This is a genomic window from Leisingera aquaemixtae (assembly GCF_019801145.1).
In the GTDB taxonomy this organism is placed as follows: domain Bacteria; phylum Pseudomonadota; class Alphaproteobacteria; order Rhodobacterales; family Rhodobacteraceae; genus Leisingera; species Leisingera aquaemixtae_A.
Window position 1 is genome coordinate 167,610 of the sequence record NZ_JAHVJQ010000009.1, and the last position, 26,132, is coordinate 193,741.

Here is a 26,132-nt window from a genome sequence, read left to right on the forward strand (position 1 = left end):
AAGCTGCACAGTAATATACGCTGAGGTTATGATAGATGGAGCGCCTTCCCAGTTTTTCCGGGCTCACCGCCTTTTATGCCGCGGCGCGCCACGGCACCCTGACCGCCGCCGCGCAGGAGCTGAATGTCTCGCAGCCCGCGGTGTCGCGCCGGATCGCGGCGCTGGAGGCGGACCTGGGCTGCGCCCTGTTCGACCGCAGCCGCAAGCCTGTGCGCATGACCCCGCAAGGAAAGGATCTTCTGCAGGCCCTGCACAGCGGCTTCGGGCAGATCGAGGCCTCCGTGGCCCGCCTGCGGCAAAGCGCACAGGGGCGGGTGGTGACGGTTTCGGCCCCGGCCGGCTTTGTCGCCTTCTGGCTGATCCCGCGTCTGGGCGCGCTGGAGGATGCCTTTCCCGGGGTGACAATCCGCATCCTCAGCCAGGAGTATGGAGAGGCTGTCCGCCCCGGCGATCTGCTGATCCGTTTCGGCCTGCCGGAAACAGGCGCCGGGCAGGAGCTGCGGCTGCTGGGGGATGAGGTCTTTCCGGTCGCCAGCCCGTTGTATCTGTCGCGCCTGGGGATGGCCGCGGACCGCCATGATTTTGCGCGTATGACACTGCTGACGATGGAGACCGCCCGCAGCCAGTGGCACGACTGGCCCAGCTGGTTTCAGGAGGCGGGGCTGGCAGTGCCGTCCGGCGCCCGCGCGCTCGACTTCAATTCCTATGCGATGCTGGTCAACGCTGCGCTGGCCGGGCAGGGGGTGTGCCTGGCCTGGGGCGGGGTGCTCGACAGCTTTCTGGGCACCGGCGCGCTGGTGCGTCTGCAGGGGCCAAGCGCCAGCTCCGCGCGCGGCTACTTCGCCTCTGCCCGCGATGGTCTGGCGGCGGGGCGCGATGTGCGGGAAATTCTGGCCTGGATCACCGAAAAGGCAGCCTAGCAAGCGCCGCCCGGGGCGGGTGATCATTGACTCATGCTGCACAGGCACAATAGAGGGAAGGGCCGGATGCATGGGGCGTCCGGGATGATCACGCGGCACCCCGATAGCTGACAGAACTGCCGCCGATGGAGAACACAAATGTCTGATGTGCGCGAAGAAGCTCTGAAGAGCAAAGCCTGGCCGTTTGAAGAAGCCCGCCGGGTTCTCAAACGTTATGCCAAGGGCGCGCCGGAGAAGGGCTATGTGCTGTTCGAAACCGGCTATGGCCCCTCCGGCCTGCCGCATATCGGTACCTTCGGCGAGGTCGCCCGCACCACCATGATCAAGAAGGCGTTCGAGACCATCTCGGACATTCCGACCCGGCTGATCTGCTTCTCCGACGATCTGGACGGCATGCGCAAGGTGCCCGGCAACGTCCCCAACCAGGAGGCGCTGGCAGAACACCTGCAAAAGCCGCTGACCTCGGTGCCGGACCCGTTCGGCACGCATGAGAGCTTCGGCCACCACAACAACGCCATGCTGCGCCGGTTCCTGGACACCTTCGGGTTCTCCTACGAGTTCTACTCGGCCACCGAATTCTACCAGTCCGGCCAGTTCGACGAGATCCTGAAGCGCGCCGTCGACAAGTACGACGACATCATGGCGATTATGCTGAAGTCCTTGCGCGAAGAGCGCCGCCAGACCTATTCGATCTTCCTGCCGATCCACCCGGAAACCGGCCGCGTGCTTTATGTGCCGATGAAGAAAGTCTGCGCCGAAACCTATACTGTCACCTTCGACGACGAGGACGGCAAGGAATGGACCCTGCCGGTGACCGGCGGCAACGTGAAGCTGCAGTGGAAGCCGGACTTCGGCGCCCGCTGGGCCGCTCTGGAAGTCGACTTCGAGATGTACGGCAAGGACCACTCCACCAACACGCCGATCTACGACGGCATCTGCCGGGTGCTGGGCCAGCGCGCGCCGGAGCATTTCACCTATGAGCTGTTCCTCGATGAAAACGGCCAGAAGATCTCCAAATCCTCCGGCAACGGCGTCTCGATCGACGAATGGCTGACCTATGCCTCGACCGAGAGCCTGGCGTACTTCATGTACCAGAAGCCCAAGACCGCCAAGCGGATGCATTTCGACGTGATCCCCAAGGCGGTGGACGAATACCACCAGCAGCTGCGCGCCTACCACGGGCAGGACCTGAAGGCGCAGCTCAATAACCCGGTGTGGCACATCCACGGCGGCGACGTTCCGCAATCGGACATGGTGGTCCCGTTCTCGATGCTGTTGAACCTGGCCTCCGCCTCCAGCGCCGAGGACAAGGAAACCATGTGGGGCTTCATCAACAAATACGCCCCCAACGCCACCCCCGACACCCATCCCGGCATGGATCAGGCGGCGGGCTTTGCGGTGGCCTATTTCAACGACTTCGTGAAGCCCGCGAAGGAATTCCGCTTGCCCACCGATCAGGAGCGCGCGGCGCTGCAGGATCTGGCGGATGCGCTGAAATCGGCGGACGCCGCCCTGGCCGCGATTGCCAAGAAGAACGAGATCGCAGGCAACGACGACCCGCTGCCCGAGGCGGATTTCGCGGACGAGGAATTCCTGCAGTCGGTGGTTTTCGCAATCGGCAAGATCCACGGGTTCGAGCCGCTGCGCGCCTGGTTCTCGGCGATCTACGAGGTGCTGCTGGGGGCCTCCCAGGGTCCGCGCTTCGGCGGCTTCATTGCGCTTTACGGCGTCGAGGACACCATTGCCCTGATCGAAAAGGCGCTGGCAGGCGAGCTGGCGTAAGCCTGCTCAAAGAACCAATTCTCAAGGGCGCGGTCTTCCGCGCCCTTGCTGTTTCAGCCCTGTTGCACAACGCCGCGCACCGCGTGCAAACGTACCGGCCTACGGCTTCCCTCTGCGCAAGAAAATTACCAGATCGCAAAAAAAGTTTTGACGCCACGTCACTCTGTCCTAACTTATGAAAACGGACCGGGAGGGACAGATGCGCAGTGTTCTGTTTGCGGGGGTTGGTATTTTTCTTCTGACCTTCCCGGTTTTTGCCCAAAGGGAGCCGGTCACAGCAGTGATCGGCTCTCAGTTTGAAGCCTTCCTGAACAATGATACCGAAACGGCGTTCTCCTTTGCCTCGCCGAATATCCGGCGCCTGTTCGGCACCCCGGAGCGTTTTGGCGAGATGGTACGCCAGGGCTACCCGATGGTCTGGCGCCCGGCTGAGGTGCGCTATCTAGACCTGCGCGACGTGGCCGGCAGCCTGTGGCAGCGGGTGATGATCACCGATCAAACCGGCGCCGTGCACCTGCTGGATTACCAAATGGTTAAGATGGAAAGCGGCTGGAAAATCAACGCGGTACATCTTCTGAAAGGGCAGGGTGACAGCGTCTGAACCCAGGGCAGCGTACGCACCGCTGGGCGGATTTTAAGGCCGCTCCTGTACTTCCTTTTCCCCGAACGCGAAATGCGCAGCAGGAAAGGGAACTTCCATGAACAAGGCAATCACCGAAGGTCTGCAGCTGATGCCCCCCGCTTTTGCGGACGGGCTGGATGTCTGGTCCAGCGGCGACGGCACGCCGGGGTCGGACACCTATGACGGCGCCGCCAATGCGGTTTTTGTGGCGGCGGATGCGGATTTCGGCGGCTGCCTGGAGATGCAGAAGACCGAGAACACCCAGAAGCTCCGCTTCATGGGCCAGACGCCGCTGGAGCCGGGCTGCTACCTGCAGATCAAGGTCCGCATCAAGGCCGTGAGCGGCGCGCTGCCGGCGGTCCGCGTCGCCGGCTGGGCGGGGGCCAGCGGCGGCAGCCACATCGGCGGCGTGTCCGAATACGGGATGCAATATGCGCTCACCGAATACGGCAAGGTGCTGGAAGTGACCGGCATCGTCGGCAGCGGCGAACGCGGCGGGGTGGAGATGGTCTGGGGGCGCGATGCGGCCTACGGCCATTTTGGGCTCGACCTGACGGGCGCCAACGGCGGCGTTGTGCGGATTGACGATATCGAGATCACCGACATCACCAGCGCCTTCCACCGCAAAATGCTGAGCGTGGTGGACGTTACCGACTATGGCGCGGTGGGCAACGGCAGCACCGATTGCGCAGCGGCGTTCGAGGCCGCTGATGCCGCCGCGGACGGGCGCCGCATCCTGGTGCCCGCGGGCGAATTCTATCTGGCCAGCACCGTGTCGCTGAACCACGAGACCGTATTCGAGGGCGCCGTCGACATGCCGGACGACCAGATGCTTCTGCTGACCAAGAACTTCGACTTTCCCTCTTACGCCGCCGCCTTCGGGGATGAGGGGCTGGGCTTCCGGAAGGCGTTCCAGGCGCTGATCAACAACTCGGACCATGAATCGCTCGACCTGATGGGCCGCAAGATCAGCGTCACCGGCCCCATCGACATGGCCGCGGCGGTGCCCAACAAAACCTCCTATGCCACCCGCCGCATCATCCGCAACGGCCAGATCGAGGCTGCCGACAGCGCCGCCTGGGACAGCGAAGCGGTGACCTCGCAGGCGACCTACAGCGCGTCTGACGCCCGCAAGCTGACCAATGTCGCCAATATCGCCAATATCGCGGTGGGCGCGCTGGTGGAGGGCGCCGGAGTCGGGCGCGAGGTCTATGTGCGGTCCAAGAACACCGGCGCGGGCGAGCTGACCCTCAGCGCCCCGCTTTACGATGCCGAAGGCACCCAGACCTTCACCTTCACCGACTTCAAATACCTGGTGGACTTCAGCGGCTTCAGCTCACTCAGCAAGTTCGGCGTCGAGGGCATCGAGTTCCAGTGCAACGGCCGCTGCAGCGCCCTGCGCCTGGCGCCTTCCGGCTCGGTGTTCGCGGTAGACAGCTGCTTCATCTCGCGGCCCAAGGACCGCGGCATCACCTCTATCGGGACCGGCTGCCAGGGCATCCTGATCGACAACTGCCAGTTCCTGTCGCACGAGGATCCGCTGGACGTTTCCGACCGCGTTAGCATCGGCCTCAACGTCAACAACAACGATGCCAAGCTGCGCAGCAACCGGGCCACCCGGTTCCGCCATTTCGCGGTCCTGGGCGGCGGCAACAACACGGTGACGGGCAACCATTTCTTTCAGGGCGACAGCGTCGCGGGCGGGGTGCGCACCGCCGGGCTGGTGCTGACTTCCAACAACTGCACCTCCACCGTGTCGGACAATTACATCGACAACTGCTTCATCGAATGGACCAACGAGTGGGACCCGACGCCGGACTTCACCGGCGGCTTTTCCTTCAGCGCGCTGTCGGTCACTGCCAATGTGTTCCTGTCCGGCGACGTCGCGCCCTGGTTCAGCTATATCGTGATCAAACCCTACGGCAGCGGCCACTACCTGAACGGCCTCACTGTCACCGGCAACAAGTTCCGTTCGCTGAACGGCAGCATCGACCGGGCGGAGCGGGTCGATACGAGTTTTTCGGACCTCGACTTCAGCCGGTCCAAAAATGTGGTTTTCAGCGGCAACATGTACCACAACGTCTCCATCCAGTCGGCCAATCCGCTGCGGGTGCTCCACGGCCAGTCCTCGGCGTCCGCCACCTGGACGGTCCCGGCCGGGGGCGAGCTGCCGTTCCAGGGACATGCGCGCTATGTCGACAGCGTGATGGCGCTGGGGCCGCTGCAGACCAGCGGCAACAGCACCCGCTACATCGCCCCCTACGCCGAGGTTCTGCAGGGCGCCGACAGCGACGAGATCCGCCTGCGCTGGCAGGAGGCGGTCAAGGGCGAGGTGCAGGTGCTGATACGGATGGACAGCTGATGTCAGCCGCTGGGCAGCAGGTCGGCGGCGGCAAGGCGGAAGGCCTTGCCGAACCCGCCGTTCAAATGCGCCGCCGTGATGCGGAAGCGGACAAAGCTGAAGTCGGCGAACTGCAGGTACAGTTTGGCCTTGGGATGCTGACGCAGATAGCCTGCCGCCAGCGCCGCGTGCTCCGGGTCCTGGCGCGGCACAAACTCTGCTGCCGCCATCAGGCTGAGCCGCGGATGGGTCAGCGCGTCGCCCTTGGCGCCCGGCTCCCCCACCATGAGCGAACAGGCCGGATGCTGCCGCAGCGCCTGGGTGTGCTGCGCCAGATCCGAGATCAGGCTGAGCGGGGCGCCCTGCGGATCCAGAGCGAAAGCCACCCGCGTCACCAGCGGCTGGCCTGCCTCCAGCATGACGCCAAGCGCGGCAAAGCGGGCCTCTGCCATCAGGCTGCGGGCGAGGGCGCGGGCCTCGTCATCGGTGGGGCGGATCGGGGTCGCCATGGGGGCCTCCTGCCGGCGGGGGTCTTATCAGAACTTCTGCCACAGCCCCAGTTTCAGGCCAAGGCTGCGTTCGCCTGCCTTGCGGTGCTCCAGCCCCAGGATCAGCTCGCGCCCGGATTTCAGAGGATAGCGCAGCGACGGTGTCAGCGTGTAGGAGAGCTGCCCGCCCTGCGGCTTGGCGGTCTCGATCTGCAGCATCGGGGCGATTTTGCCGGGCCGGTGCATCCCCAGCGTGGCGTCCAGCTTCCAGACCGTCTGCAACCCGCTGTTGCGCAGCTCGTAGGCGGCGTCGATCGCCAGCCAGCCGCTGGCGCTGCCGGTTTCAAACCCGCGCCCGTAAGACAGGGTGGCGCGCTGCATCATCATCCACAGGCCATTGTCGCGATGGCCGCCAAAGGCGGCTTCCGCCGCCAGCCTGGAACGCTTGCCGGCACCCAGCGGCAGCCGGGCAAACACCAGCGCGTGGCCGTACAGGTCCCCGGTGCTGTTCAGATCCACCCCCAGGGTCAGCTTGGGGGTGAGCCCGTAAGCGCCGTAGTAGCTCAGCTCATATCCGTTGCGGCCGCCGGCCTGGCGGTATGTTGCGCTGGCCGCGGCAAACCCCTGTCCCGGCTGCTCCAGCCAGGCGCCGGCAGCCGCCGTCTGGGCCAGCATCACGGCAAGACAGGCTGTAGAGGCAGATTTCATTCCGAAACCCCCGTGCGATTGAAGCAAGGGTTCGGGTTTATGGTTAAGGTTGTGTTAACCGCGGCGCGCGCTGCTTTGGCGTGTTCCGGAAAAAATGTCGTGCGCTTTATGCGTGAACAGGCGTAGGCTGGAACAGAGTCAACGGAGAAGCCCATGCCGAACATAGCAAAAACCGCGGACATCCAGACCGTTATCACCACATTCGAGATGACGCCGGGCACCTGCCAGGACCTGCTGGAGGCGCTTGAGGACGCCTATGCAGAGTTCATTTCCAAGCAGCCCGGGTTCATTGCGGCCGGCCTGCATGTGAATGACGCGCAGACCCGGATTGCCAATTACTCGCAATGGCGCCGCCGCGAGGATTTCATGGCGATGCTGCGCTCCCCCGAGATGCGCGAACGCAACCGCAAGATCAACGAGCTGTGCCGCAGCTTCGAGCCGGTGATGTATGACGTGGCCGAGGTGTTCGGGGCCTGAGGCGCCTCCGCACCGCGCGGTCCCGGCCGTTCAGAGGCCCGGCGCGATGATGCCGCCGCGGCCCGGCCGCACCGCCGCCGCGGCGCATGATCCCGGTCAAACCGCAGCGCCGAAATCCGGTGTAGGCTTTCAGCGAAGGGAGAACTGCCATGTATCATAATATTCTGGTGCCGATCTCATTTGACCCGGAGCGCGACGTGACCGGGCCGCTGAAGGTGGCGCGCCTGCTGTCCGCACCGGGCGCCAAGGTGACGCTGCTGCATGTGATCGAACAGGTTCCGGCCTATGCGATTTCCTATGTGCCGGCGGATTTCATGGAAGACACACGCGTGGCGCTGCAGGCAGAGCTGGACGGGCTGGCCAAGACCCTGCCCGACGCCGAGGGGGCGCTGATCGAAGGCCATTCCGGCCGCACCATTCTGGACTGGGCAGAACAAAACGGGCCGGACCTGATCATCCTGGCCTCGCACCGGCCGTCGATGCAGGACCTGCTGTGGGGGTCGACCTCAGGCCACGTGGTGCGCCACGCGGCCTGTGCCGTGCATGTGGTGCGCTGAGCCGGGCTGCGCTGAGCCAAGCCCGGCTGGCGGTGCGGCCTATGCCGGAACCGCCGCTTTCAGGATCTGCCAGGCCAGCCGGATCATCGCGCCGGGCAGCAGGGCAGAGCGCAGGAGAACCTTGTTGGAATTCACCGCCTCGGCAATGCGGGCGTAGTGCACCTGCTTGTTCGCGGGGGAGCGCAGCAGGATGGTTTCGGCCTGTTTCATCGCCGATTCCGCCTGCCGCTTGATTTGCGGCACCGCAGCGGGTTTCACCGGGCGGTAGAGGTTCAGCCCCTTGCGTTTGACCGGCTGGCCCGGGTCCAGGTTCTGCTTGACCGACCGGGTCAGCGTTTCCTCCACCAGCACCAGCGCCTCGCGGGCCTCGGCATAGGCCTGGTTTCCGTCCAGCTTCTGCGCCGCCAGCTTGTAGGTGTGGCGGAAGCAGTCGAACTTGTAGACTTGGGGCAGCTCGCCGCAGCGGTCGAAGCCGCGGGTCAGGGTGGTGACCACCGCCTTGGTGGCCCGGGAACTGAGGCCGCTGCGCTGGCCGCCGCCGCTGTTCATGCCCATGCCGTCACCGCCGCCGCCGCCCCCGCCGCCGCTGCGGGCCAGAACCGGGGTGCAGGCGAGGATCAGGGCCAGGAGCCCGGCGAGAATGTTTTTGCTGCTCATATGTGCCTCCGTGATTTGCAGGCAGCTTACCATGGGTCAGCTTTCTGAAAACCGGCGGAGTTCTGCAAATTCGGCGTGAATGCGGCAGGGTTGCCTTGCAGCCGCAGCGGCGGGTGCCCACCTCGGAATGGGAGACACAGGACAAAGGAGAGCGGAAAATGAGATGCCCGATCGACGGAACCGAACTGCGCATGACCGAGCGCGCAGGCGTCGAGATCGACTATTGCCCGGACTGCCGCGGGGTGTGGCTGGACCGGGGCGAACTGGACAAGATCATCGAACGGTCGGCGCAGCCCGCGCAATCCGCCCCGCAGCCGCAACGTTATGAGGAGCGCGGCCGGGATCACACCCCGCGCCACGAGAAGACATACTACAAGAAGAAAAAGAAGAACTTCCTGGAGGATCTGTTCGACTTCTGACCGCCCGTATCTGAGGGCCCGTACCTGAGGGCCTGTGGCGCCGCCCCGGCTGTCTGGGGGCGGCTGGCCGCAGGCATCAGTGCATGGTGCAGAAGGAGCCGTGTTTGGCGTCCTTCATCAGGGTGTCGAAATCGGAGCCCTTCATCTCGACCAGCGTCTTGTGGTCGCCGGCCTCGAACCAGACCTTGTCGAGCCCGCGCAGGCTGTCGTCGATCACTGTCGGCACCATATAGGCGGCGCCGACGCAAGGCGCCGCACCCGGGTCGCAGTCGTCAAAGACCTGGTCCAGCTCGATCTCCGGCGCGAGGCCGAGGCGGCGGTCGATCATCGACTGCAGCTTGTGCAAGTCGACCTTGTGGTTGGAGGGGATCACCGCCAGGAAGGGGCCTTCCTCCATGTGGATCAGCACCGATTTGGCCAGGTGGTCGCCCGGCACATGCGCGGCTTCGGCGCATTCCGATGCGGTGGCGGTATAGGGGTGGCGGACGGTGGCGAAGGGCAAGCCCTGTGCCTCCAGATGATGTTTCAGGCGTGAGGCAATCATCGAAGGGTCCTCCTGTCTGGGGCGGGACCCCGGCAGCGCGTGGCGCGGGTCATGGGCGCCGCGGGAGCATCCAGGCTCGCTGATCGGGCGGCGGCATCAGATCCGGGCGCAGCAAGCGGCAAGCCGGGGCGCGCGCAGGTTTCTGGTGCCCATCAGTCTGCGCCCGAAGGGGTGAGTCGGGCAAGAGGGGCGGGCGGCGGGTGTTGCGGGGTGCAAATGAAAAGGGGTTTCGCTGCGAAACTTTGTTTGTTGATAGGTGGTTAATGCGTTTGGGGTGGTTTTCGGAGGCCTTGCACGGCTTTGCTGTGCATCGCGCCCGACCCGCCCCCCAAGGCGGGCGCGAACGCCCACCCTCGGGATCGGGCGCGGGAGATCGAAAAAGATAGCTACCTGTAGGCTAGTCGCTTCAGAGCGCCTTCGTACAATTCAATTAGTATCTTCATGTCATCTACATCGTTAAAGAAGGCTTGGGAGTCCACTCCATTTTCAGGAGTAAGCCCGAGTTCCTTACGCACATGTCCCAGCCTTCCTTTCCCAACTTGGTTTTTCCAGCCAGGGAAACCGAGAACGCAAACGCGGCGTGTGACCCTTTCCCTTTGCTCTTTGCGGAAAAAACTGCCTTTCCTCGTTACTACCCACTCGGAACGCATAACATCAATTTGGTTGTCATGAGGGTTTTCTAACCAAGCGTCGTAGCGCTTTAAGATTTTGTCGAGTTCTCTGTACGTAATGAGGTACTGTCTGCGGTCAATTTTTCTGGTGTTTTGCTTGAGCCAATGAGCCAAAAAGCGAACTTCCGGGTCGCTCCCTTTTTTCTGCAGGTCTCTGTAGCGGGAAAACTTGGAAAGACTGTTGTTTGCGACATGTACAGTCATGTCTTCAAGTTCCTTTTCAGAAACTCCAATTATCAGCCCATTCTGGTAAAGGTACTGCACAGTACTGAGGTACGCAGTTCGTTTGTTGGCGTCGTGAAATGGATGGTTCTGGATCAAGCCAAACAGCAAAGTAGCTGCTTTTTCAGGAATGGTTTGCCATTTCTGCTCACCACCAAATCCAACAAATTGACGACTCAAGGCTGACATAAGCAAGCCTGTGTCTTTGGGGCCAAAGCCTCCGACACCTTCTCCTTCCCCTTGTCTTAAGAAATAATCAACTATAGCAAAGTGTGCTCTTAGCACTTCCGAAGCCTTAAGTTCACCAGCGGAAGTATTCTCTTCAAAGTACAATACTTCCTGCATTGAGCGGTCATACAGGAAGTGAAGCTCAGGAAGTAGTTCGTCTCTAAAGTCTAGCAATGTGACCATCTCATTGTGTGAGCGGTCTAAAGAAGAATTTGCACTGTGGTTGTCAAGTTGTGTTCCAGTTCGCCTGCCACTCTGACGTAGATGTCGCAGGCGTTCAGAAGCTAAACCCTTCAATTATATAGGCTTCAACCCATTACGAAAATTTCTTCTGCGATTTCCCCCGGTACGCCCGCGTCCCCGCTTTCCCCGCCGTTGACCGCCCACGCGATTTGACGGCGGCTTCGGACGCGGCCTCTACCGCCGATTGCCTTGCCAGCGGGTCGTCGGAGATAGCGAGGTCGACCGCCTCCAGCCGTTTGATCTCGTCGCGGAGCCGTGCGGCTTCTTCGAACTCCAGGTTCTCCGCCGCCTTGCGCATCTCGTCGCGCAGGCCGTTCAGATGCGCCTCCAGGTTGGCGCCGTGCATCGGCTTGCCGATCTGGGCGGTGACGCGGTTCATGTCCACATCGCCCTCGTAAAGGCCGGCCAGAACATCCTCGACGTTTTTCTTGACCGTCTCGGGCGTGATGCCGTGTTCGAGGTTGTAGGCGATCTGCTTTTCGCGGCGGCGGTTGGTCTCACCCAGGGCGCGCTCCATCGAGCCGGTGATCTTGTCGGCATACATGATGACGCGGCCGTCGGCGTTGCGGGCGGCGCGGCCGATGGTCTGGATCAGCGAGGTCTCGGAGCGCAGGAAGCCCTCCTTGTCGGCGTCCAGAATGGCGACAAGGCCGCATTCGGGGATGTCGAGCCCCTCTCGCAGGAGGTTGATGCCGATCAGCACGTCGAAGGCGCCGAGGCGCAGGTCGCGCAGGATCTCGATCCGCTCCAGCGTGTCGATGTCGGAGTGCATGTAGCGGACTTTGATGCCCTGTTCGTGCAGGTATTCGGTGAGGTCCTCGGCCATGCGTTTGGTGAGGGTGGTCACAAGGGTGCGGAAACCGTTGGCGGTGACCTTGCGCACCTCATCCAGCAGGTCGTCGACCTGCATCGAGACGGGGCGGATTTCAACCTCCGGGTCCAGGAGGCCGGTGGGGCGGATCACCTGTTCGGTGAAAACGCCGCCCGCCTGTTCCAGCTCCCACGCGGCCGGGGTGGCGGAGACGAAGACCGACTGCGGGCGCATGGCGTCCCATTCCTCGAACTTGAGGGGCCGGTTGTCCATGCACGACGGTAGGCGGAAGCCGTGTTCGGCCAGGGTGAACTTGCGCCGGTGGTCGCCGCGGTACATGCCGCCGATCTGCGGGACGGAGACGTGGCTTTCGTCGGCGAACACGATGGCGTTGTCGGGGATGAATTCAAAGAGGGTCGGGGGCGGCTCGCCCGGGGCGCGGCCGGTCAGGTAGCGGGAGTAGTTTTCGATGCCGTTGCAGTGGCCGGTCGCCTCCAGCATTTCGAGGTCGAAGTTGGTGCGCTGCTCCAGCCGCTGCGCCTCCAGCAGTTTGCCGTCGCCGACCAGCTGGTCGAGGCGCTGTTTCAGCTCCGTCTTGATGGAGACCACGGCCTGGTTGAGGGTCGGTTTCGGCGTCACGTAGTGGGAGTTCGCATAGACGCGGATCTGGTCGAAGGTGCCGGTCTTTTCACCGGTCAGCGGGTCGAATTCTGTGATCTGCTCCAGCTCCTCGCCGAAGAAGGAGAGTTTCCAGGCGCGGTCTTCGAGGTGGGCGGGAAAGATTTCCAGCGTGTCGCCGCGGACCCGGAAGGAGCCGCGCTGGAAGGCCTGGTCGTTGCGCTTGTACTGCTGGGCGACCAGATCGGCCATGATCTGGCGCTGGTCGTACATTTCGCCCGCTTTCAGGTCCTGGGTCATGGCGGAGTAGGTCTCGACCGAGCCGATGCCGTAGATGCAGCTGACAGACGCGATGATGATCACGTCGTCGCGTTCGAGCAGGGCGCGGGTCGCCGAGTGGCGCATCCGGTCGATCTGCTCGTTGATCTGGCTTTCCTTCTCGATATAGGTGTCGGAGCGCGGCACATAGGCCTCCGGCTGGTAGTAGTCGTAGAAGGAGACGAAGTATTCGACCGAGTTCTCCGGGAAGAAGCCCTTGAATTCGCCGTAGAGCTGGGCCGCCAGCGTCTTGTTGGGGGCGAGGATGATCGCCGGGCGCTGGGTTTCCTCGATCACCTTGGCCATAGTGAAAGTCTTGCCGGTGCCGGTGGCGCCCAACAGCACCTGGTTGCGCTCGCCCTCCAGAACGCCCTCTGACAGTTCCTTGATCGCGGTGGGCTGGTCGCCGGCCGGATCGAAGGTGGTGTTCATGACAAAGCGCTTGCCGCCCTCCAGCTTGGGCCGCTGCTGCGGCGCGCGCTGGGTCATCATCGGCATGGTCTTGTCGGAATGGGCATAGGGCATCAGGCGACTCCGTTGGCGGCTGGGGCCGATTTTGGTCTGTTTTTGTTCCGGTGCAAGGGGGCGGGGGGTGCAATCCGGGATATGGTGTCAGATTTTGTCAGCAGGCGCGGGGCGCAGCAGCTTTGCCAGCAGCTCAGCCAGCCGCCGCGCCTCGCCCGGGCTGAAATGCGGGGTGACGGCCTGCTGCATGGCCGCTGAATAGACGGCCCAGATGCGGGCGCGCATGGCGGCGCCCTCCGGCGTGATCACCAGCACCTGGCCGCGGCCGTCATCGTTGCAAGTCCGGCGCGCCAGCAGGCCTGCCTTGGCCAGCCGCTCCGCCAGGCGGGAGACCCCGTATTGCGGCAGCAGCAGTTTTTCCTGCAGCTCAAAGGGGCGCAGGCCCGCATCGCCCGCGCATTCCAGCTCCCACAGCGTGTCATACCAGTCGAGCCCCGGCAGGCCCGCCTGTTTCAGCGCAGTCTCCACCGAAGCCAGGACGGATTTGTGGGCGCGGGCGAGCGGCAGCCAGACGGCGAAAGGGTCGGGTGTCTCCATGCGGATTATTTAGATGCAAGTGCATTGACATGCAAGGCCGCACCCCCATTTGATATAGATGCAACTGCATTTACATGAGGATCCCATGAGCGACCTGCATCTGATCAGCCACCATCTGTGCCCCTATGTGCAGCGGGCGGTGATTGTGCTGAGCGAGAAATCCATTCCGCACCGGCGCACCAATATCGACCTGGCGGACAAGCCCGGCTGGTTCCGCGCCCTGTCGCCCACCGGCCGGGTGCCGGTGCTGGAGACCGGCGGGCGGGTGCTGTTCGAAAGCCAGGTGATTGCGGAATATCTGGATGAGACCACGCCCGGCTCTTTGCATCCAGCCGACGCGCTGGAGCGGGCGCGGCACCGGGCCTGGATTGAATTCGGCTCGGACACGCTGGCGGCCATCGGCAAGCTCTATAATGCGCCGGATGAGGCGGCGTTTGCCGCGGCTGCGGACACCCTGCGCGGACGGCTGGAACGGATCGCGCCGGAGGTGGCGGGGCCGTTCTTTTCCGGGGACAGTTTCCACATGGTGGACGGGGTCTGGGGCACCATCTTCCGCTATTTCGACACGTTTGATGCCATCGGGGACTTTGCCTTGATGCCGACGCAGGGGTGCATGGCGGATTGGCGGGCGGCGGTTGCGGCCCGTCCGTCGGTCCGGCAGGCGCCGCCGGAGGGCTATCCGGCGCGGCTGATGGCGTTTCTTTGTGCCCGGCAATCGCATCTGGGGAGGCTGGCGCGGGCGGCCTGTGGCGGGGCTGCAAAAGCCGGATAACCCTGTTCAAAATGCCACCTTGCCGCAGAGCCGCATCCGGCGCATAAAAGCGCTGGATTGAGACTCAAGGAGAGACAGCCCATGCAAGCGCGGATTTACCGGCCGGCACGCAACGCCATGACCTCTGGCATGGCCAAGACGCGGAAATGGGTGCTGGAGTTTGCGCCTGCCTCGGCCCGCGAAGTGGACCCGCTGATGGGCTGGACCTCCTCCACGGACACCCAGGCGCAGGTCAAGCTGCGGTTCGACAGCAAGGAAGCGGCGGTGGAATATGCCGAGGACCACGGCATCGACGCGGTGGTTGTCGACCCGAAGGTGCGCAAGGCCAACATCCGCCCGGGCGGCTACGGCGACAATTTCGCCACCAACCGCCGCGGCCCCTGGACCCACTGAGATTGTATGTAAATCTTGATCGAGTTCCCACCGTTTCGGTACGAGTTCTCACCAGGATCTACATATAGGGCGCCCGGCGGGCTCCTTTTCTATATCTGGGTTGGAGCATTGTGGCCGAGGCCGAATGCATTGCGGAAACAGAGCACAGGCTCTTTCGTTTTGCTGTGCCCGCATATTCGGGGGCCAGGTAGCTTCATGCACGGCGATGGGGGCAGCCGCCGCTTTCTGCAACAGTGAAAAGATAGAGTTTCACATCAGCCTGCTCCAAGACAGCAGGCAGCCCGAAGCGGTCATAGACTTGGTGTGACGCGGCAAGGATGCTGCCGGTGCAAAATTTTCGGGCCATCTCACCAAAAGCGGCCACTCACCGAACCCGGCGAGCTAATGCCAATGCTGCGGACCGCTTCAGGGGGCGCGATGCGCAGAAAGCTGCCGCTGCAAAGTTGCGAACCGTATTTGCACTTCGGAACCTGACCGGCCCATTCCGGACCTTCGCCCTACCTTCAAGTTGCTGCAGGCGCAGCCCGCTTTCCGGTCATTCGCCGCGCGAGCAAAATCCGGAGATGATCGAACTCACAGTCTGCCAGACTTAGCTGCCACCCGCTGCCAGCTCACCAAGGACAGCTAGCGCCCAAAGCAGACATGATATTTCAGCACGTAGGCGGAATGCAGACCTTTGCAAGCTGCGCGACATGGATTGCCGCCCTCGACAAAAGATAGACTGTCACCTTAAGCTATCCCCTATCAATTTGATAGAACGCCAACACATTCCCCATGGCCTAAATGAATATGAGACATAAAGTTTCTAGGGGCGCTGAGCCCAAAACGTTTATCGGTCGCGTTGAAAGCGTTGACCGTCACTCCGAAGGGAAGGCGAGCCGTTTTAGCTTTGTGATTGATGCCGTCGATGAAGGCTATGATCCGGACGGACACACGAGACCAGTTTTGGAATGGGATCATGAGAAATTTGCCCTAATCAGGGTCATGACCACTTTCAATAAGTTCGCAGCGATGGCTGGTATTTCTGAAATTGAACCTGAGAACTTGGTGGGCCAGTGGATAGCTCTTTCTTTGTTTCCCTACGGATCAGTATCTGGACCGCTCGCCCAAGTGTGTACGCTAGGAGAGGTAGGATATGACAGTGTAACGAAATACGTTGTTGGAGACATTTCTAATTTCGGAGAGGACCCAGATTTTCCTCGAACGCTCAGCGCCGCGGGGGATCCGCTGAAAAAAATTGCTTCTAGATTGGCAAAAGAGGGCCGTATTTCCCCACCGACCATTTCGAGGCATCAATGTATGGAGCTATGGCGTCAGCTTTGGATAGGGAAAGCACAACTCAAAGAAATTAGGGTTTCCGACGTTGGTCACGCAAACTTCACTACGATTTTTGATACGAACCATGAACCGGTTCTCCATTTCGATGTGGGATGGCCAGTAGGTTTCAACAAACGTACTTTGAGCGGGACGCCGCCAGCAATAGTCGCCGCTCCATTTGTGATACTGTCTCATTGGGATTGGGATCACCTTCACGGATACCATGTGTGGAAACAGCTGCAGGACAAGATCTGGGTGGCACCCATTCAAGATATGGGTCCTGGAGCATCGAAGGTGGCTCATGAGCTTCAAAAAAAAGGTAAGCTCGTCAGCCTTCCTTCGTCGAAGAAGCTTGCGAAGTGTAAGTCAATATTCTTAGGGCATTGCAACCCATCACATGCAAAGACTAAAGCAAAACGGCGAAACAACTCCGGACTGTTTCTGGGCTTGAGGCTTGCAAGTGGCCGGGTCGCACTACTTCCCGGTGATGCCGATTATCGAGGTATTTCTTGGCCTTGTACGACAGCGCCAGACCTCCTAGTCGTTTCACACCATGGTGCCGCTGTCAGTGGTGGAGTGCAAAAGCCACAAAATCCGAACTCAACGGCCGTGATTTCGATGGGAAATGGAAATGTTTATCGACACCCCTGCCTGAAAACGCTCAAAGATCATCAAAGACTAGGTTGGAAACTTGTTTTCACATCGAAATGGAAGGGCGTACCCCGAGGGGACCGAGTGCTGAGCTGAACCCTCCCATCGAACATTTCCCCAACCATTGTTTTGGTTTAGCTACGCCGTTTCATTTCTCACAATGCGTGCTTGGGCTCTTTACGGTCATCGGAGGCAGCGCAGCATCCCGCCGATTAGATTCCGGCTAAGCGTTGAGGACGGCCCATTCCGGACCTTCGCCCTACCTTCACGTTGCTGCAGGCGCAGCCCGCTTTCCGGTCATTCGCTGCGCGAGCAAAATCTGGAGATGATCGAACTCACAGTCTGCCGGACTAAGTGAGCTTTCGCTGCAGCTGTGCGAATGGCGGCATTGTTATTGCAGGGCAAAGCTGTGATCTGCGCCGACGATGGTATGTTGTGCCGTAGTCTCACAAAACCACTTGGGCCTTGCATCGGTGTGTGGGAAAGTCAGGGAGAGAACACTAATCTTGGAATACCTTGATGCCGAAATACAAAGCACCTAGCCATCCGCATTGCGAAATTGAATGTGAAGGACCTGGCTACGCAACTTACGTGGAGCCGGACGGTCCATGTTTGACAGGGTGTGGCGAGACCTCAGTTGGTAGGCTCTTTGCTGATCTGGCTGAAAGAAATCGTTGGGATGCGAAATTGAAAATTACGATCGGTATGGACGCGCATGCTGTTGAGAAACTAGCATTTTTTGTTGCTGGAGCTCGGGTGTCGGAAGATGTGCGGGATTTTGCCCGCCTTATTGAACGTCGGATGTCAAACTTCAAGGACTATGACCGATACAAGTTCAATCGAACTTACAAGGCTGCTACGCCAATGAAAATTCTCAACGCGGTGTGGAGCTCTCTCAAGTGACGGACGGCAACGGCCTTCTGAAGTTGTTAGAGGGAAAAGTTGGCTGGGCTTTTCTGACGAAACTCAGGGACTCCATGGTTTCGAAAGCAATAAGCGCTATCACGATTTCAACTTTCATTTTGAGTAACTCTCCAGCATTTCTTAGCTTCTTCTCCGACGGCTCACCCAAAATGATGTTAGTTCTATTTGGAGGGCTGGTTTTTCTAGGCGGCTACGTATTTTGCTTCATAAGGGCGCCGTCTGAGTTCAAAAGTGGCCGCGACATCCCAACTGTCATCGGGCAAATGTTACAGGTGTCGACTTTTCAGTTTTTTCAAAGCCGGGTGCATCTACTAGAAGGATTGGTGGATGAAGTTTCTCAAAACTCGATCGCTGACTTGCCATTTGGACGTATCATCTACGCCAAAGAACGATTAGCAACGAGTGCAGCTGCGGCTACAGAGCGTAACTGGTTGAACTATGCGGGAAGTGTATATGATGCCGACTTGAAATTGCGCGAGTTCGTAGATATGAAAGGAAGATTGATCTGCGCAGCACTATTTTCAGCCGGCCTTCTGCTTATCACACTCCCGACACTGATTTCTGTGACCCAAGTATTCTATGCAACAATGCAACCTGGATACGGGGAGATCGCGATCGCTCGTTGTGTCACCGATCGATCGCCAGCCAGAGACACTGAAGTTTCTTGTACGACAACCCTTGGCAGATTCTGATCATTCTTCGTCATTTTTCTGGTCCGACATTGGATAGCGGATATTCGTGTAGGGTGCAGCATCTGGTAAAGTGGGCTCGTTGCTGCCCTTCGCTGACTTCCGCAGCCAGCAGTCCAGAAACCGCCCGGGTGACCGACATGGACATGAACAAGCCCCTGAAACGATGGGAACCAGAACCGGACGTGCCGTGCCCCAGCCACTATCCCTGGGAGGCACACCGAACCGCAGATATGGACGAAAGCCTTTCGAACGTGATCTGCCCAGGCGCTGGCATGATCATCGCAAACAACCTGCCAAACCGGGTCGCAATGCAAATCGTTGACGCTCACAACGGCATGTTCACCGAACACGGAACAGACGAAACCAGTCTGATCCACGACTGATCCAGAAACCGCCGGGCACGAACGACTGCAATGCGGGACCGAGCGGGCATTCGCTGCGGCTGCAGCATGGGTTTTCAAGTACATCAGCCTGCGCAGGACACCGACATTGGTGCCACATGCAGCGCACGGCAGGAGGGCGTTTAACGACGAATGCTGCGCCTTTGTTGAAGGGGCAATGTTCCAAGTCCTTATGCCATTCACTGACGATTGCGATTGAGCTTGTTCGGCCCTGAACGTTCTAAATTGTTGAAATCGTCAGGGAAATTTACTTTAGGTTGAAACAGTGTAAAATTATGGAAATCCATCCGTCCGATTGGTTTTTCGAATGGCAGTTCTTTGCAGATTGATAATTGGCGCGATTTTTCTGCTGACGCTATTATCTCCGCCCCCTTTAACAGCCGGGGACACCTGGACGGTTCCGCAACTTGACGCAACGGTGCTGGAACCGTTGCACGTCGAATATCACCCCAAATTCAAGAACCTGGTGTTGATTGTAAACAGGTCAGGTCGGATCGAAGTTCTGGATGTCGCCAATCCCAATAGCCCTTTGAAACAACTGGAATTTCCAGCAGGGGCGTCAAGTGCTAGTTTTCATCCTATGATGCCCAATATCGTCTCCGGTGGGATTGACGGTACGGTGCGGCTCTGGGATCTAACAGGTAAGCAGGTGGCGCAGCTCTTTGAGGGGCATGCGGGCCGAGTGAGGAGTGTCGCCTTCAACCATGATGGCACGCGGATCGTCTCCGGCGGGGATGACGGCACGGTGCGGCTCTGGGATCTGACGGGGAATCAGGTGGCGCAGCCCTTTGAGGGGCATGAGGGCTGGGTGCTGAGCGTCGCCTTCAACCATGATGGAACGCGGGTCATCTCCGGCGGGGAAGACGGCACGGTGCGGCTCTGGGATCTGACGGGTACGCAGGTGGCGCAGCCCTTTGAGGGGCATGGGGCCCCGGTGATGAGCGTCGCCTTCAACCATGATGGCACGCGGATCGTCTCCGGCGGGGAAGACGGCACGGTGCGACTCTGGGATCTGACGGGGAAGCAGGTGGCGCAGCCCTTTGAGGGGCATGCAGGCCGGGTGATGAGCGTCGCCTTCAACCATGATGGCACGCGGATCGCCTCCGGAGGGGATGACGGCACGGTGCGGCTCTGGGATCTGACGGGTACGCAGGTGGCGCAGCCCTTTGAGGGGCATAGGGATTTGGTGCGGAGCGTTGCCTTCAACCATGATGGCACGCGGCTCGTCTCCGGCGGGGATGACGAAACGGCGCGGCTGTGGGAAATGGCGGGTAAACAGGTGGCGCAGGCCTTTGAGGGGCATGGGGACCCGGTGACGAGCGTCGCCTTCAACCTTGATGGCACGCGGATCACCTCCGGAGGGAATGACGGCACGGTGCGTCTGTGGGATCTGACGGGCAAGCAGGTGGCGCAGCCCTTTGAAGGGCATGGGAACCCGGTGACGAGCGTCGACTTCAACCATGATGGCATGCGGCTCGTCTCCGGCGGGGATGACGGCACGGTGCGGCTCTGGGATCTGACGGGGAAGCAGGTGACGCAGCCCTTTGAGGGGCATGGGGGCCGGGTGCTGAGCGTCGCCTTCAACCATGATGGCACGCGGATTGTCTCCGGTGGGAGTGGCGGCACGGTGCGGCTCTGGGATTTGACGGGGAAGCAGGTGGCGCAGCCCTTTGAGGGGCACGGGGACTGGGTGCGGAGCGTCGCCTTCAACCATGATGGCACGCGGATCGTCTCCGGCGGGGATGACGGCACGGTGCGGCTCTGGGATCTGACGGGGAAGCAGGTGGCGCAGCCCTTTGAGGGGCATGAGGGCTGGGTGCTGAGCGTCGCTTTCAACCATGATGGCACGCGGATTGTCTCTGGCGGGAGTGACGGCACGGTACGCCTCTGGGATCTGACAGGGAAGCAGGTGGTGCAGCCCTTTGAGGGGCATGGGGGCTGGGTGCGGAGCGTTGCCTTCAACCATGATGGCACGCGGATCGTCTCCGGCGGGGAAGACGGCACGGTGCGGCTCTGGGACACACACGGCAAACAGTTGAGTTTTTTCTACGTCTGCCCGGCCCATGTTGCTTTTCTTACCAATCTGAATCAACCAGCAACACGCATTACTGCCCAATGCAAAGACAGAGTGGTGTTTCTTGATGGTCAACTTAACATGCTGGCTCAGATGTTTCTGATTCCAGGTGATGGCCTAACGCTGATTACGGGCGAAGGGGTCAGTTGGTATCGAGGTGCGCCGCTCAGGAAGTTCAACACCTATGAATTTATCGAGCGTGAAGAGACGGATCCAAATCGCGACAATGTCTCGGTTTTTCAACGGCCACTTGCCAGCAATGTCAAAGCTGAGCGACTGCGGCAGGTGTTGCTTGATGACTGGTCCCCTTGGCAACGCAGCCTGGACAAACTGTTGACCATCCGAAATCAGGTGACGACAAACTATGACGAGCATGTATATGGCTGGCGGGTATGGGTCTTCTGGCCGTTCCTCTTGTGGATCTGCACAGTGTTGAGTGCCGGGTTGCTATGGCTTTTCGTTCCTGCCAAATTCTGTCATTGGATGCTGCCCTCGCCGAACGCGCCGGAATTACCGCCGCTTCACAAGAAATTCGGCACGATGATCAGTCTTTACGGATGGTTGAGCCGCACCCGCAGACCGACCAATGCCTGGTTCCATCGCCATCGCGCCCAGTTGGAAGACAGCGTTTTCATCGGTCGTAGGCCCGTGAAAGAGCGGCGGCGCTATGCCGAGGTCTCTCTGGACCGGCCCTGGGCACCTTTCCCCGCACGGCCAAAACGTAGTGAGCGCATGTTGGGCTGGGTCCACGGCACTGGTGGTAGCGGCAAGACCGCTTTTGCTTGCGATTATGCTTTCCGGTACCTCGTCGGTAGTCCCAAGGCGCCCTTGCCGGTTTTTGTTGATGAAGACTGGACGGGCGAATTGGCCGATCACGTTGCCTCTGTTCTTCGGCTACACTCCTGGGACCGGGGCCTGACGCCCAATCTCGTAAAACGGTTAGGTGCGCGAGGGTTGATCTGCCCAATTGTCGACTCGCTGTCCGAGCGGTCGAACGATGATGCCCTGACTAAAGTGGAGACAGCCGCCAGCGAAAGCCACTTCCGGCATTTAATTGTCACCTCACGCCTGGCCCCGCCCTCGACCCAGTTTTGGGAACAGGCTCATGTCACGGAAACCAGACCACTCAGTTCAGAGGACGTGCCAAAATTCATCGACAAATACGTGGATGACGAGAAGCAGCGGCCTCTAGTTTCAAATCGCATCGCTGTACTTGTGGACCAAGAGCCAATGCCAAGCCCATTGTTTCTGCGCTTTGCCATTGAGCAAGCTTGTTATGAGGATCTGAAGTCTCCGACCCGGATAGGGCTCGTTCTCAAGTATGCCGATGCCGCGCGGGCGGGCAAAGTCGATATCGCCAAAGAAGACTTCAATCGGGCGGCGGGACTCGCTGCCGTTGAAGCGGTACGCGGTGAGGACCATTTGCCAAGAGAATTCACCCATGATTTCTTGCGCGGCGTATTACAACGTGCGGCGGACGAGCAAGTTTTCATGAATGAGCAGAAAACGGAGGAAGTGACGCCCGCCAAACTGATCGATTTTCTTGAGACCTGCGGCATTCTAAGCCGTAACCTAGTGAATTCCAGGCTGCAATTCACCTACGACCCTGTCGCCGAGTATCTGGCGGCGTGGTATGTCGCCGAGCAAGAGGAGAAGAACGGTGTGGTTTCTCAACAAGGGTTTGAAGATCTTCCTGAAAGCGCTGTTGCCAAGGCAATAGTGGAAATTCGAAAGCAACTCCAGCTCAGCGCCGCGTCACATGCATAATATGACAACCGTCTCAAGAAGGATCGAGCGAGCAGACGCTTGAGGAGCACAGTTGTCGACAGTCACTTGAAGGTCCGCGTTTCCAAATTCGCGACGTGCTGCACACGCGAAGACCTGACGGGTTATCAAAGACTGCATTGGGCTCGTAGTTCCGTTTGCCTCACCCTAGAGAGCGGCGAAGGCAAAACCACGTATCAAATGTTTCTGGGAGGGGGTAGCGATACTCTCTCTTGACCAAGAAAGACAACGGGGTGAAAAACGCTACGACACTAAAAAGACTGATTCATTTTCGAGGACAACTTTGAGCAGCTTGGTAGATTTTTTGGATGCTCCTGCGAATTCACACGCAAAAGAATCCATCCTGATGAATAAGTTGTTTTTAGATGTCAAGACCAGCGCGGCGAGGCGCGGTTACTATCTGAACACCTACTTCGACACGGTAGATCACGATGGTTTTGACGTCATTTTCGATGATCAAGATGTCTTGATTAAAACACAACTAAAGTCAGTTCGCTCAGATGCCAAAACGAGGAAATGGAATATCAAAAAGAAAGTTCTGCGACCCTCTCTACAGGATTCTGAGTGTCTAGGCTTTGAGTTTTCCCCCTTAGGAGTTGGAGTAGGTGGCGGAGCGCTGCTTATGAAATATGGGGAGTCGAGCGGTGAAATTGTTGCAGAATACTATTACACTGACGCATACATACTTTCCGCGTTTCAGTACGATGTAATCCGTCGCAAACATGCCAGTAGCAACAAGGCAATCCAAGAATGCCTCAAAGGCTTGCGGCAGGGTGTTGGGGCAACATTTCTGACGGTGCCAATTTCAGCCTTTTTGAAAGCCAAGGATGCAGATCGCCTTTTAGCACTCATGTGCTTACATGGGCCAGTCAGCTCTTTTTGGTCCTCAAATCTAGTGCGCCTCATCTCTTATGAATGTGGGTACGAGAAAGAAGAAAATCTTCCAGCTCCTCCTGAAAAATTGAGGAAGTACATTTGGGAAGAAATTTCAGATTTGGTTAATGAACCGAGATTGACACAAGGTGATTATGAGCGGAGCTAAGTAGAATGAGCTACTCAAATGCACCCATTTTTGGGAAAGCAGTCTTTAGTTTGTTCGATCGGTATTACAACTATGTTCCGCTCAGCAGTGTTTTCTTGAAGGGCCTTGCAATGGCCGCTTTGGTCCGTTCGCAACGTGCTGCGCGCGCGAAGACCAAGCTGTTATTAAAGACCGCAAAGGGCTTATTCCGTTGAAAAACTCCGCTGTGCCGCCGCCTTGAGGCTTTCGACAGCAGGGAGCGTTCTCCGCTCTTCATGCAGAACGGGGCGTTTGCGGTTGGGGCAGCAGCTTTGCGAGCTTTCTAAGGTTCTGGGCGGTGGCTGCGAGGTGGATCTCGTCCCGCGCACCGCATGGGCCGCGTAATCGGAGCCGGTCAATTCCAAGGATTCGTTTCAGGTGCGCAAACAGCATTTCCACCTTCTTCCGGAGTTTGCAGGAAATCGCGTATTGCGTTGTCTGGGCGATTGCACGAGCCACATCGCGGGAGGGTTCATAGATCGACCGGGTCACCTTACGCTGAGGGGCTTTTGGACAGCAGCCTGATTTCAAGGCACAGGCATCACAATCGGACTTACGGGCCCGGTAGCGCAGCATGCCATCCTGATCCGGCTTGGCTTCCCTTGGTTTCGAGAACGCCCGGCGATATTGCCTGAGCTCCTTGCCGCCTGGGCAGACGTAAGCGTCGTTCGCGGCGTCATAAGTGAAGTCGGCTCGCTCGAATGTGCCGTCCTTACGGCCGGATTTATCTACCACCGGGATATGCGGTGCAATCCCTCGCTCTTCAACCAGCCAGTTCAGCATGGGGCCGGTTCCATAGTCCGTATCGGCTATCAGCCGCTCGGGCTTAAGGCCAAAAGTATCAGTGACCCGGTCCACCATCGTCCGTACGGCGCCAATATCGGCCTGCCTGATCGAACGGGTGGCCTCGACATCCAGGATCACAGCATTGTCGGTGTCGATCAGGTAGTTCGCGGAATATGCAAAATAGGCAGGTCCGCCCCGCGCGCCGGTCCATTGCGAGGCAGGGTCAGCATGCGATGTGAACTTCGGCTTCACCGGGCTGGCCGCGCCAAAGGCGGCGTCATCAAGTGTGTCCAGATACTCCCTGACAGCGCGCGGCGCATCCGTCGGGCCAAGCGTCGCCGGTTCCCAATCGTCCTGCGGCGAGGAGTTCTGCCGATTGGCATCCGCCTGGATCAGGCTGGCATCCGCGGCAAAACGCTGGCCGCTGGCTAGCCCTTCCTCAATGCAGCGCGCGACCACGGTCTCGAAGACATGCCGCAGGAGATCGCTGTCGCGGAAACGCCCATGCCGGTTTTTCGAGAAGGTCGAGTGATCCGGCACCGGGTCGGTGAGATCGAGGCGGCAGAACCAGCGGTAGGCAAGGTTCAAGTGAACTTCTTCGCAAAGCCGCCGCTCGGATCGGATGCCCATAGCGTACCCCACCAAAAGCATCCGGATGATCAGTTCCGGATCCACAGACGGCCTGCCGGTCGTACTGTAATAGGGAGCTAGGTGCTGGCGGATACCGGACAGGTCCACAAACTGGTCAATCACTCGCAGCATGTGGTCACTCGGCACATGATCCTCAATGGAGAACTCATAGAACAGCGCACCTTGCGCTTCCTGCCTCGGTCCCATCATCGCCATCAATCCCTGATACCAATGTGAAGATTGAATCAGCGCTCAGACCGCAAGGCAACCTGAGTTTTTCAACGGAATAAGCCCTCAGCAGACATATCGAATTTTCGCCGCGCGCGCTCGCAGCACGAAAATCGCCGCGACCGAATCATTTTTGGCGCGGCTCTGCGGCGTGAAAACCAGCCGTTCATCTATTTCGCAGCGAAGAAGATAACGTGATGCTACTCAATCCGCTTTACGCGGGCTTGCCACCCAATCCTAACTTTACCAAGGCTTCACGGTCGCAACCATCGATTTGACAGGGACAAACCCGTGCCATGTTGAGACAATGCAGCACATCTTGAACCCACATCTAGACATACTAAGAAATTGGAAGCTGAGCTTTGCGGGTTAGAACCAGCAAAGACAAAAGAGCGACCACTGCAGGTAAGAGCCGAGCAACAAGGATGACAAGGCTGCCCGTGCCAAAATACCCCACGATTGCCGTAAACACGATCAACGCCAGAACCGTCAGATGAACTTTAGACTGGACGTTGATTGTAAGAAAAAAGCTTAAGGTCAAGCCAACGGCTATGCTGAAATTGTAAGAAGCGAAACTTGTCCCAACTGCAGCCGTTTTTATGACGGCGGCTGGATCAGATATGCCCAAGAGACGGTCAGCAACGACCCCCCAAGCAAACGCTTGCATGCCTGCGAAAACCAAATGACCCAGGATGACGAGAGCGATTGAGATCTGAAACAAACGACGCATA

Annotated in this window: 25 protein-coding genes; 16 read left to right on the plus strand and 9 right to left on the minus strand. The window is 59.5% G+C overall.

Annotated elements, in window-relative coordinates:
* Positions 1–35 precede the first annotated feature (35 nt).
* The 4 genes from KUW17_RS18745 (at position 36) to KUW17_RS18760 (ending at position 5,686) form a co-directional block, all read left to right on the plus strand.
* Positions 36–920 (plus strand): LysR family transcriptional regulator, encoded by an 885-nt coding sequence (locus KUW17_RS18745; RefSeq protein WP_222481823.1) that lies wholly within the window; start codon positions 36–38, stop codon positions 918–920.
* Between the two features lie 138 nt (positions 921–1,058).
* Positions 1,059–2,702, plus strand: coding sequence for a lysine--tRNA ligase (locus KUW17_RS18750; RefSeq protein ID WP_222481824.1), 1,644 nt, complete (start codon positions 1,059–1,061; stop codon positions 2,700–2,702).
* 199 nt (positions 2,703–2,901) lie between these two features.
* On the plus strand, positions 2,902–3,303 hold the full coding sequence (locus KUW17_RS18755) for a DUF4864 domain-containing protein (protein ID WP_222481825.1): 402 nt from the start codon (positions 2,902–2,904) through the stop codon (positions 3,301–3,303).
* A gap of 97 nt (positions 3,304–3,400) precedes the next feature.
* Positions 3,401–5,686 (plus strand): glycosyl hydrolase family 28-related protein, encoded by a 2,286-nt coding sequence (locus KUW17_RS18760; protein WP_222481826.1) that lies wholly within the window; start codon positions 3,401–3,403, stop codon positions 5,684–5,686.
* A gap of 2 nt (positions 5,687–5,688) precedes the next feature.
* Here the strand turns inward: KUW17_RS18760 and KUW17_RS18765 are convergent, their stop codons facing one another.
* Both KUW17_RS18765 and KUW17_RS18770 read right to left on the minus strand, forming a co-directional pair.
* The gene (locus KUW17_RS18765) at positions 5,689–6,174 is read right to left on the minus strand and encodes a HugZ family protein (protein WP_222481827.1); all 486 of its coding nucleotides are present in this window, start codon (positions 6,172–6,174) and stop codon (positions 5,689–5,691) included.
* A 27-nt stretch (positions 6,175–6,201) separates the two neighbouring features.
* Positions 6,202–6,861: a hypothetical protein gene (locus KUW17_RS18770; RefSeq protein ID WP_222481828.1), complete on the minus strand. Its 660-nt coding sequence runs from the start codon at positions 6,859–6,861 to the stop codon at positions 6,202–6,204.
* Between the two features lie 153 nt (positions 6,862–7,014).
* On the opposite strand from KUW17_RS18770, the gene KUW17_RS18775 reads away from it, so the two are divergent.
* Positions 7,015–7,338: an antibiotic biosynthesis monooxygenase family protein gene (locus tag KUW17_RS18775; RefSeq protein WP_222481829.1), complete on the plus strand. Its 324-nt coding sequence runs from the start codon at positions 7,015–7,017 to the stop codon at positions 7,336–7,338.
* A gap of 149 nt (positions 7,339–7,487) precedes the next feature.
* Positions 7,488–7,895, plus strand: a complete 408-nt coding sequence (locus KUW17_RS18780; RefSeq protein ID WP_222481830.1) for a universal stress protein — start codon at positions 7,488–7,490, stop codon at positions 7,893–7,895.
* A gap of 39 nt (positions 7,896–7,934) precedes the next feature.
* On the opposite strand, the gene KUW17_RS18785 is transcribed toward KUW17_RS18780, so the two are convergent.
* Positions 7,935–8,552: a hypothetical protein gene (locus KUW17_RS18785; RefSeq protein WP_222481831.1), complete on the minus strand. Its 618-nt coding sequence runs from the start codon at positions 8,550–8,552 to the stop codon at positions 7,935–7,937.
* Positions 8,553–8,710: 158 nt separating this feature from the next.
* Between KUW17_RS18785 and KUW17_RS18790 the strand changes: the two genes are divergently transcribed.
* A complete protein-coding gene (locus tag KUW17_RS18790) occupies positions 8,711–8,971 on the plus strand; it encodes a zf-TFIIB domain-containing protein (RefSeq protein WP_222481832.1) in 261 nt (86 codons plus the stop codon).
* 76 nt (positions 8,972–9,047) lie between these two features.
* Here KUW17_RS18790 and KUW17_RS18795 read toward each other — a convergent pair whose 3' ends face one another.
* The 4 genes from KUW17_RS18795 to KUW17_RS18810 form a co-directional block, all read right to left on the minus strand.
* Positions 9,048–9,515, minus strand: coding sequence for an aminoacyl-tRNA deacylase (locus tag KUW17_RS18795; RefSeq protein WP_222481833.1), 468 nt, complete (start codon positions 9,513–9,515; stop codon positions 9,048–9,050).
* 386 nt (positions 9,516–9,901) lie between these two features.
* Positions 9,902–10,819, minus strand: a complete 918-nt coding sequence (locus KUW17_RS18800) for a type II toxin-antitoxin system death-on-curing family toxin (protein WP_222481834.1) — start codon at positions 10,817–10,819, stop codon at positions 9,902–9,904.
* Positions 10,820–10,952: 133 nt separating this feature from the next.
* Positions 10,953–13,151: an excinuclease ABC subunit UvrB gene (gene uvrB, locus KUW17_RS18805; protein ID WP_222481835.1), complete on the minus strand. Its 2,199-nt coding sequence runs from the start codon at positions 13,149–13,151 to the stop codon at positions 10,953–10,955.
* Between the two features lie 87 nt (positions 13,152–13,238).
* A complete protein-coding gene (locus KUW17_RS18810) occupies positions 13,239–13,688 on the minus strand; it encodes a MarR family winged helix-turn-helix transcriptional regulator (protein WP_222481836.1) in 450 nt (149 codons plus the stop codon).
* A gap of 85 nt (positions 13,689–13,773) precedes the next feature.
* On the opposite strand from KUW17_RS18810, the gene KUW17_RS18815 reads away from it, so the two are divergent.
* From KUW17_RS18815 to KUW17_RS18855, 9 genes are all read left to right on the plus strand, one after another.
* Positions 13,774–14,460 (plus strand): glutathione S-transferase family protein, encoded by a 687-nt coding sequence (locus KUW17_RS18815; RefSeq protein WP_222481837.1) that lies wholly within the window; start codon positions 13,774–13,776, stop codon positions 14,458–14,460.
* A gap of 81 nt (positions 14,461–14,541) precedes the next feature.
* Positions 14,542–14,853, plus strand: a complete 312-nt coding sequence (locus tag KUW17_RS18820; RefSeq protein ID WP_222481838.1) for an ETC complex I subunit — start codon at positions 14,542–14,544, stop codon at positions 14,851–14,853.
* Positions 14,854–15,636: 783 nt separating this feature from the next.
* A complete protein-coding gene (locus tag KUW17_RS18825) occupies positions 15,637–16,917 on the plus strand; it encodes a hypothetical protein (RefSeq protein ID WP_222481839.1) in 1,281 nt (426 codons plus the stop codon).
* A gap of 423 nt (positions 16,918–17,340) precedes the next feature.
* Positions 17,341–17,724 (plus strand): hypothetical protein, encoded by a 384-nt coding sequence (locus tag KUW17_RS18830; protein ID WP_222481840.1) that lies wholly within the window; start codon positions 17,341–17,343, stop codon positions 17,722–17,724.
* Positions 17,721–18,437 (plus strand): hypothetical protein, encoded by a 717-nt coding sequence (locus KUW17_RS18835; protein ID WP_222481841.1) that lies wholly within the window; start codon positions 17,721–17,723, stop codon positions 18,435–18,437. Before KUW17_RS18830 ends, KUW17_RS18835 begins: the two co-directional genes overlap by 4 nt.
* Positions 18,438–18,574: 137 nt before the next feature.
* Positions 18,575–18,820 (plus strand): hypothetical protein, encoded by a 246-nt coding sequence (locus KUW17_RS18840; protein ID WP_222481842.1) that lies wholly within the window; start codon positions 18,575–18,577, stop codon positions 18,818–18,820.
* 325 nt (positions 18,821–19,145) lie between these two features.
* Positions 19,146–22,679: a WD40 repeat domain-containing protein gene (locus tag KUW17_RS18845; RefSeq protein ID WP_222481843.1), complete on the plus strand. Its 3,534-nt coding sequence runs from the start codon at positions 19,146–19,148 to the stop codon at positions 22,677–22,679.
* Between the two features lie 301 nt (positions 22,680–22,980).
* Positions 22,981–23,739, plus strand: a complete 759-nt coding sequence (locus tag KUW17_RS18850) for a hypothetical protein (RefSeq protein ID WP_222481844.1) — start codon at positions 22,981–22,983, stop codon at positions 23,737–23,739.
* A gap of 5 nt (positions 23,740–23,744) precedes the next feature.
* On the plus strand, positions 23,745–23,933 hold the full coding sequence (locus tag KUW17_RS18855) for a hypothetical protein (RefSeq protein WP_222481845.1): 189 nt from the start codon (positions 23,745–23,747) through the stop codon (positions 23,931–23,933).
* A gap of 58 nt (positions 23,934–23,991) precedes the next feature.
* Here the strand turns inward: KUW17_RS18855 and KUW17_RS18860 are convergent, their stop codons facing one another.
* A complete protein-coding gene (locus tag KUW17_RS18860; RefSeq protein WP_222481879.1) occupies positions 23,992–25,383 on the minus strand; it encodes an IS1182 family transposase in 1,392 nt (463 codons plus the stop codon).
* A 358-nt stretch (positions 25,384–25,741) separates the two neighbouring features.
* A complete protein-coding gene (locus KUW17_RS18865) occupies positions 25,742–26,131 on the minus strand; it encodes a DUF1304 family protein (protein WP_222481846.1) in 390 nt (129 codons plus the stop codon).
* Position 26,132 lies beyond the last annotated feature (1 nt).

Coding starts and splice junctions, on each gene's coding strand:
- KUW17_RS18860 (WP_222481879.1), bottom strand. CDS start 25,383: ATGATGGGACCGAGGCAGGAAGCGCAAGGTGCGCTGTTCTATGAGTTC.
- KUW17_RS18760 (WP_222481826.1), top strand. CDS start 3,401: ATGAACAAGGCAATCACCGAAGGTCTGCAGCTGATGCCCCCCGCTTTT.
- KUW17_RS18790 (WP_222481832.1), top strand. CDS start 8,711: ATGAGATGCCCGATCGACGGAACCGAACTGCGCATGACCGAGCGCGCA.
- KUW17_RS18775 (WP_222481829.1), top strand. CDS start 7,015: ATGCCGAACATAGCAAAAACCGCGGACATCCAGACCGTTATCACCACA.
- KUW17_RS18815 (WP_222481837.1), top strand. CDS start 13,774: ATGAGCGACCTGCATCTGATCAGCCACCATCTGTGCCCCTATGTGCAG.
- KUW17_RS18825 (WP_222481839.1), top strand. CDS start 15,637: ATGAATATGAGACATAAAGTTTCTAGGGGCGCTGAGCCCAAAACGTTT.
- KUW17_RS18845 (WP_222481843.1), top strand. CDS start 19,146: ATGGCAGTTCTTTGCAGATTGATAATTGGCGCGATTTTTCTGCTGACG.
- KUW17_RS18840 (WP_222481842.1), top strand. CDS start 18,575: ATGGACATGAACAAGCCCCTGAAACGATGGGAACCAGAACCGGACGTG.
- KUW17_RS18830 (WP_222481840.1), top strand. CDS start 17,341: ATGCCGAAATACAAAGCACCTAGCCATCCGCATTGCGAAATTGAATGT.
- KUW17_RS18865 (WP_222481846.1), bottom strand. CDS start 26,131: ATGCGTCGTTTGTTTCAGATCTCAATCGCTCTCGTCATCCTGGGTCAT.
- KUW17_RS18810 (WP_222481836.1), bottom strand. CDS start 13,688: ATGGAGACACCCGACCCTTTCGCCGTCTGGCTGCCGCTCGCCCGCGCC.
- KUW17_RS18755 (WP_222481825.1), top strand. CDS start 2,902: ATGCGCAGTGTTCTGTTTGCGGGGGTTGGTATTTTTCTTCTGACCTTC.
- KUW17_RS18800 (WP_222481834.1), bottom strand. CDS start 10,819: ATGGTCACATTGCTAGACTTTAGAGACGAACTACTTCCTGAGCTTCAC.
- KUW17_RS18745 (WP_222481823.1), top strand. CDS start 36: ATGGAGCGCCTTCCCAGTTTTTCCGGGCTCACCGCCTTTTATGCCGCG.
- KUW17_RS18785 (WP_222481831.1), bottom strand. CDS start 8,552: ATGAGCAGCAAAAACATTCTCGCCGGGCTCCTGGCCCTGATCCTCGCC.
- uvrB (WP_222481835.1), bottom strand. CDS start 13,151: ATGCCCTATGCCCATTCCGACAAGACCATGCCGATGATGACCCAGCGC.
- KUW17_RS18780 (WP_222481830.1), top strand. CDS start 7,488: ATGTATCATAATATTCTGGTGCCGATCTCATTTGACCCGGAGCGCGAC.
- KUW17_RS18765 (WP_222481827.1), bottom strand. CDS start 6,174: ATGGCGACCCCGATCCGCCCCACCGATGACGAGGCCCGCGCCCTCGCC.
- KUW17_RS18795 (WP_222481833.1), bottom strand. CDS start 9,515: ATGATTGCCTCACGCCTGAAACATCATCTGGAGGCACAGGGCTTGCCC.
- KUW17_RS18855 (WP_222481845.1), top strand. CDS start 23,745: ATGAGCTACTCAAATGCACCCATTTTTGGGAAAGCAGTCTTTAGTTTG.
- KUW17_RS18820 (WP_222481838.1), top strand. CDS start 14,542: ATGCAAGCGCGGATTTACCGGCCGGCACGCAACGCCATGACCTCTGGC.
- KUW17_RS18750 (WP_222481824.1), top strand. CDS start 1,059: ATGTCTGATGTGCGCGAAGAAGCTCTGAAGAGCAAAGCCTGGCCGTTT.
- KUW17_RS18770 (WP_222481828.1), bottom strand. CDS start 6,861: ATGAAATCTGCCTCTACAGCCTGTCTTGCCGTGATGCTGGCCCAGACG.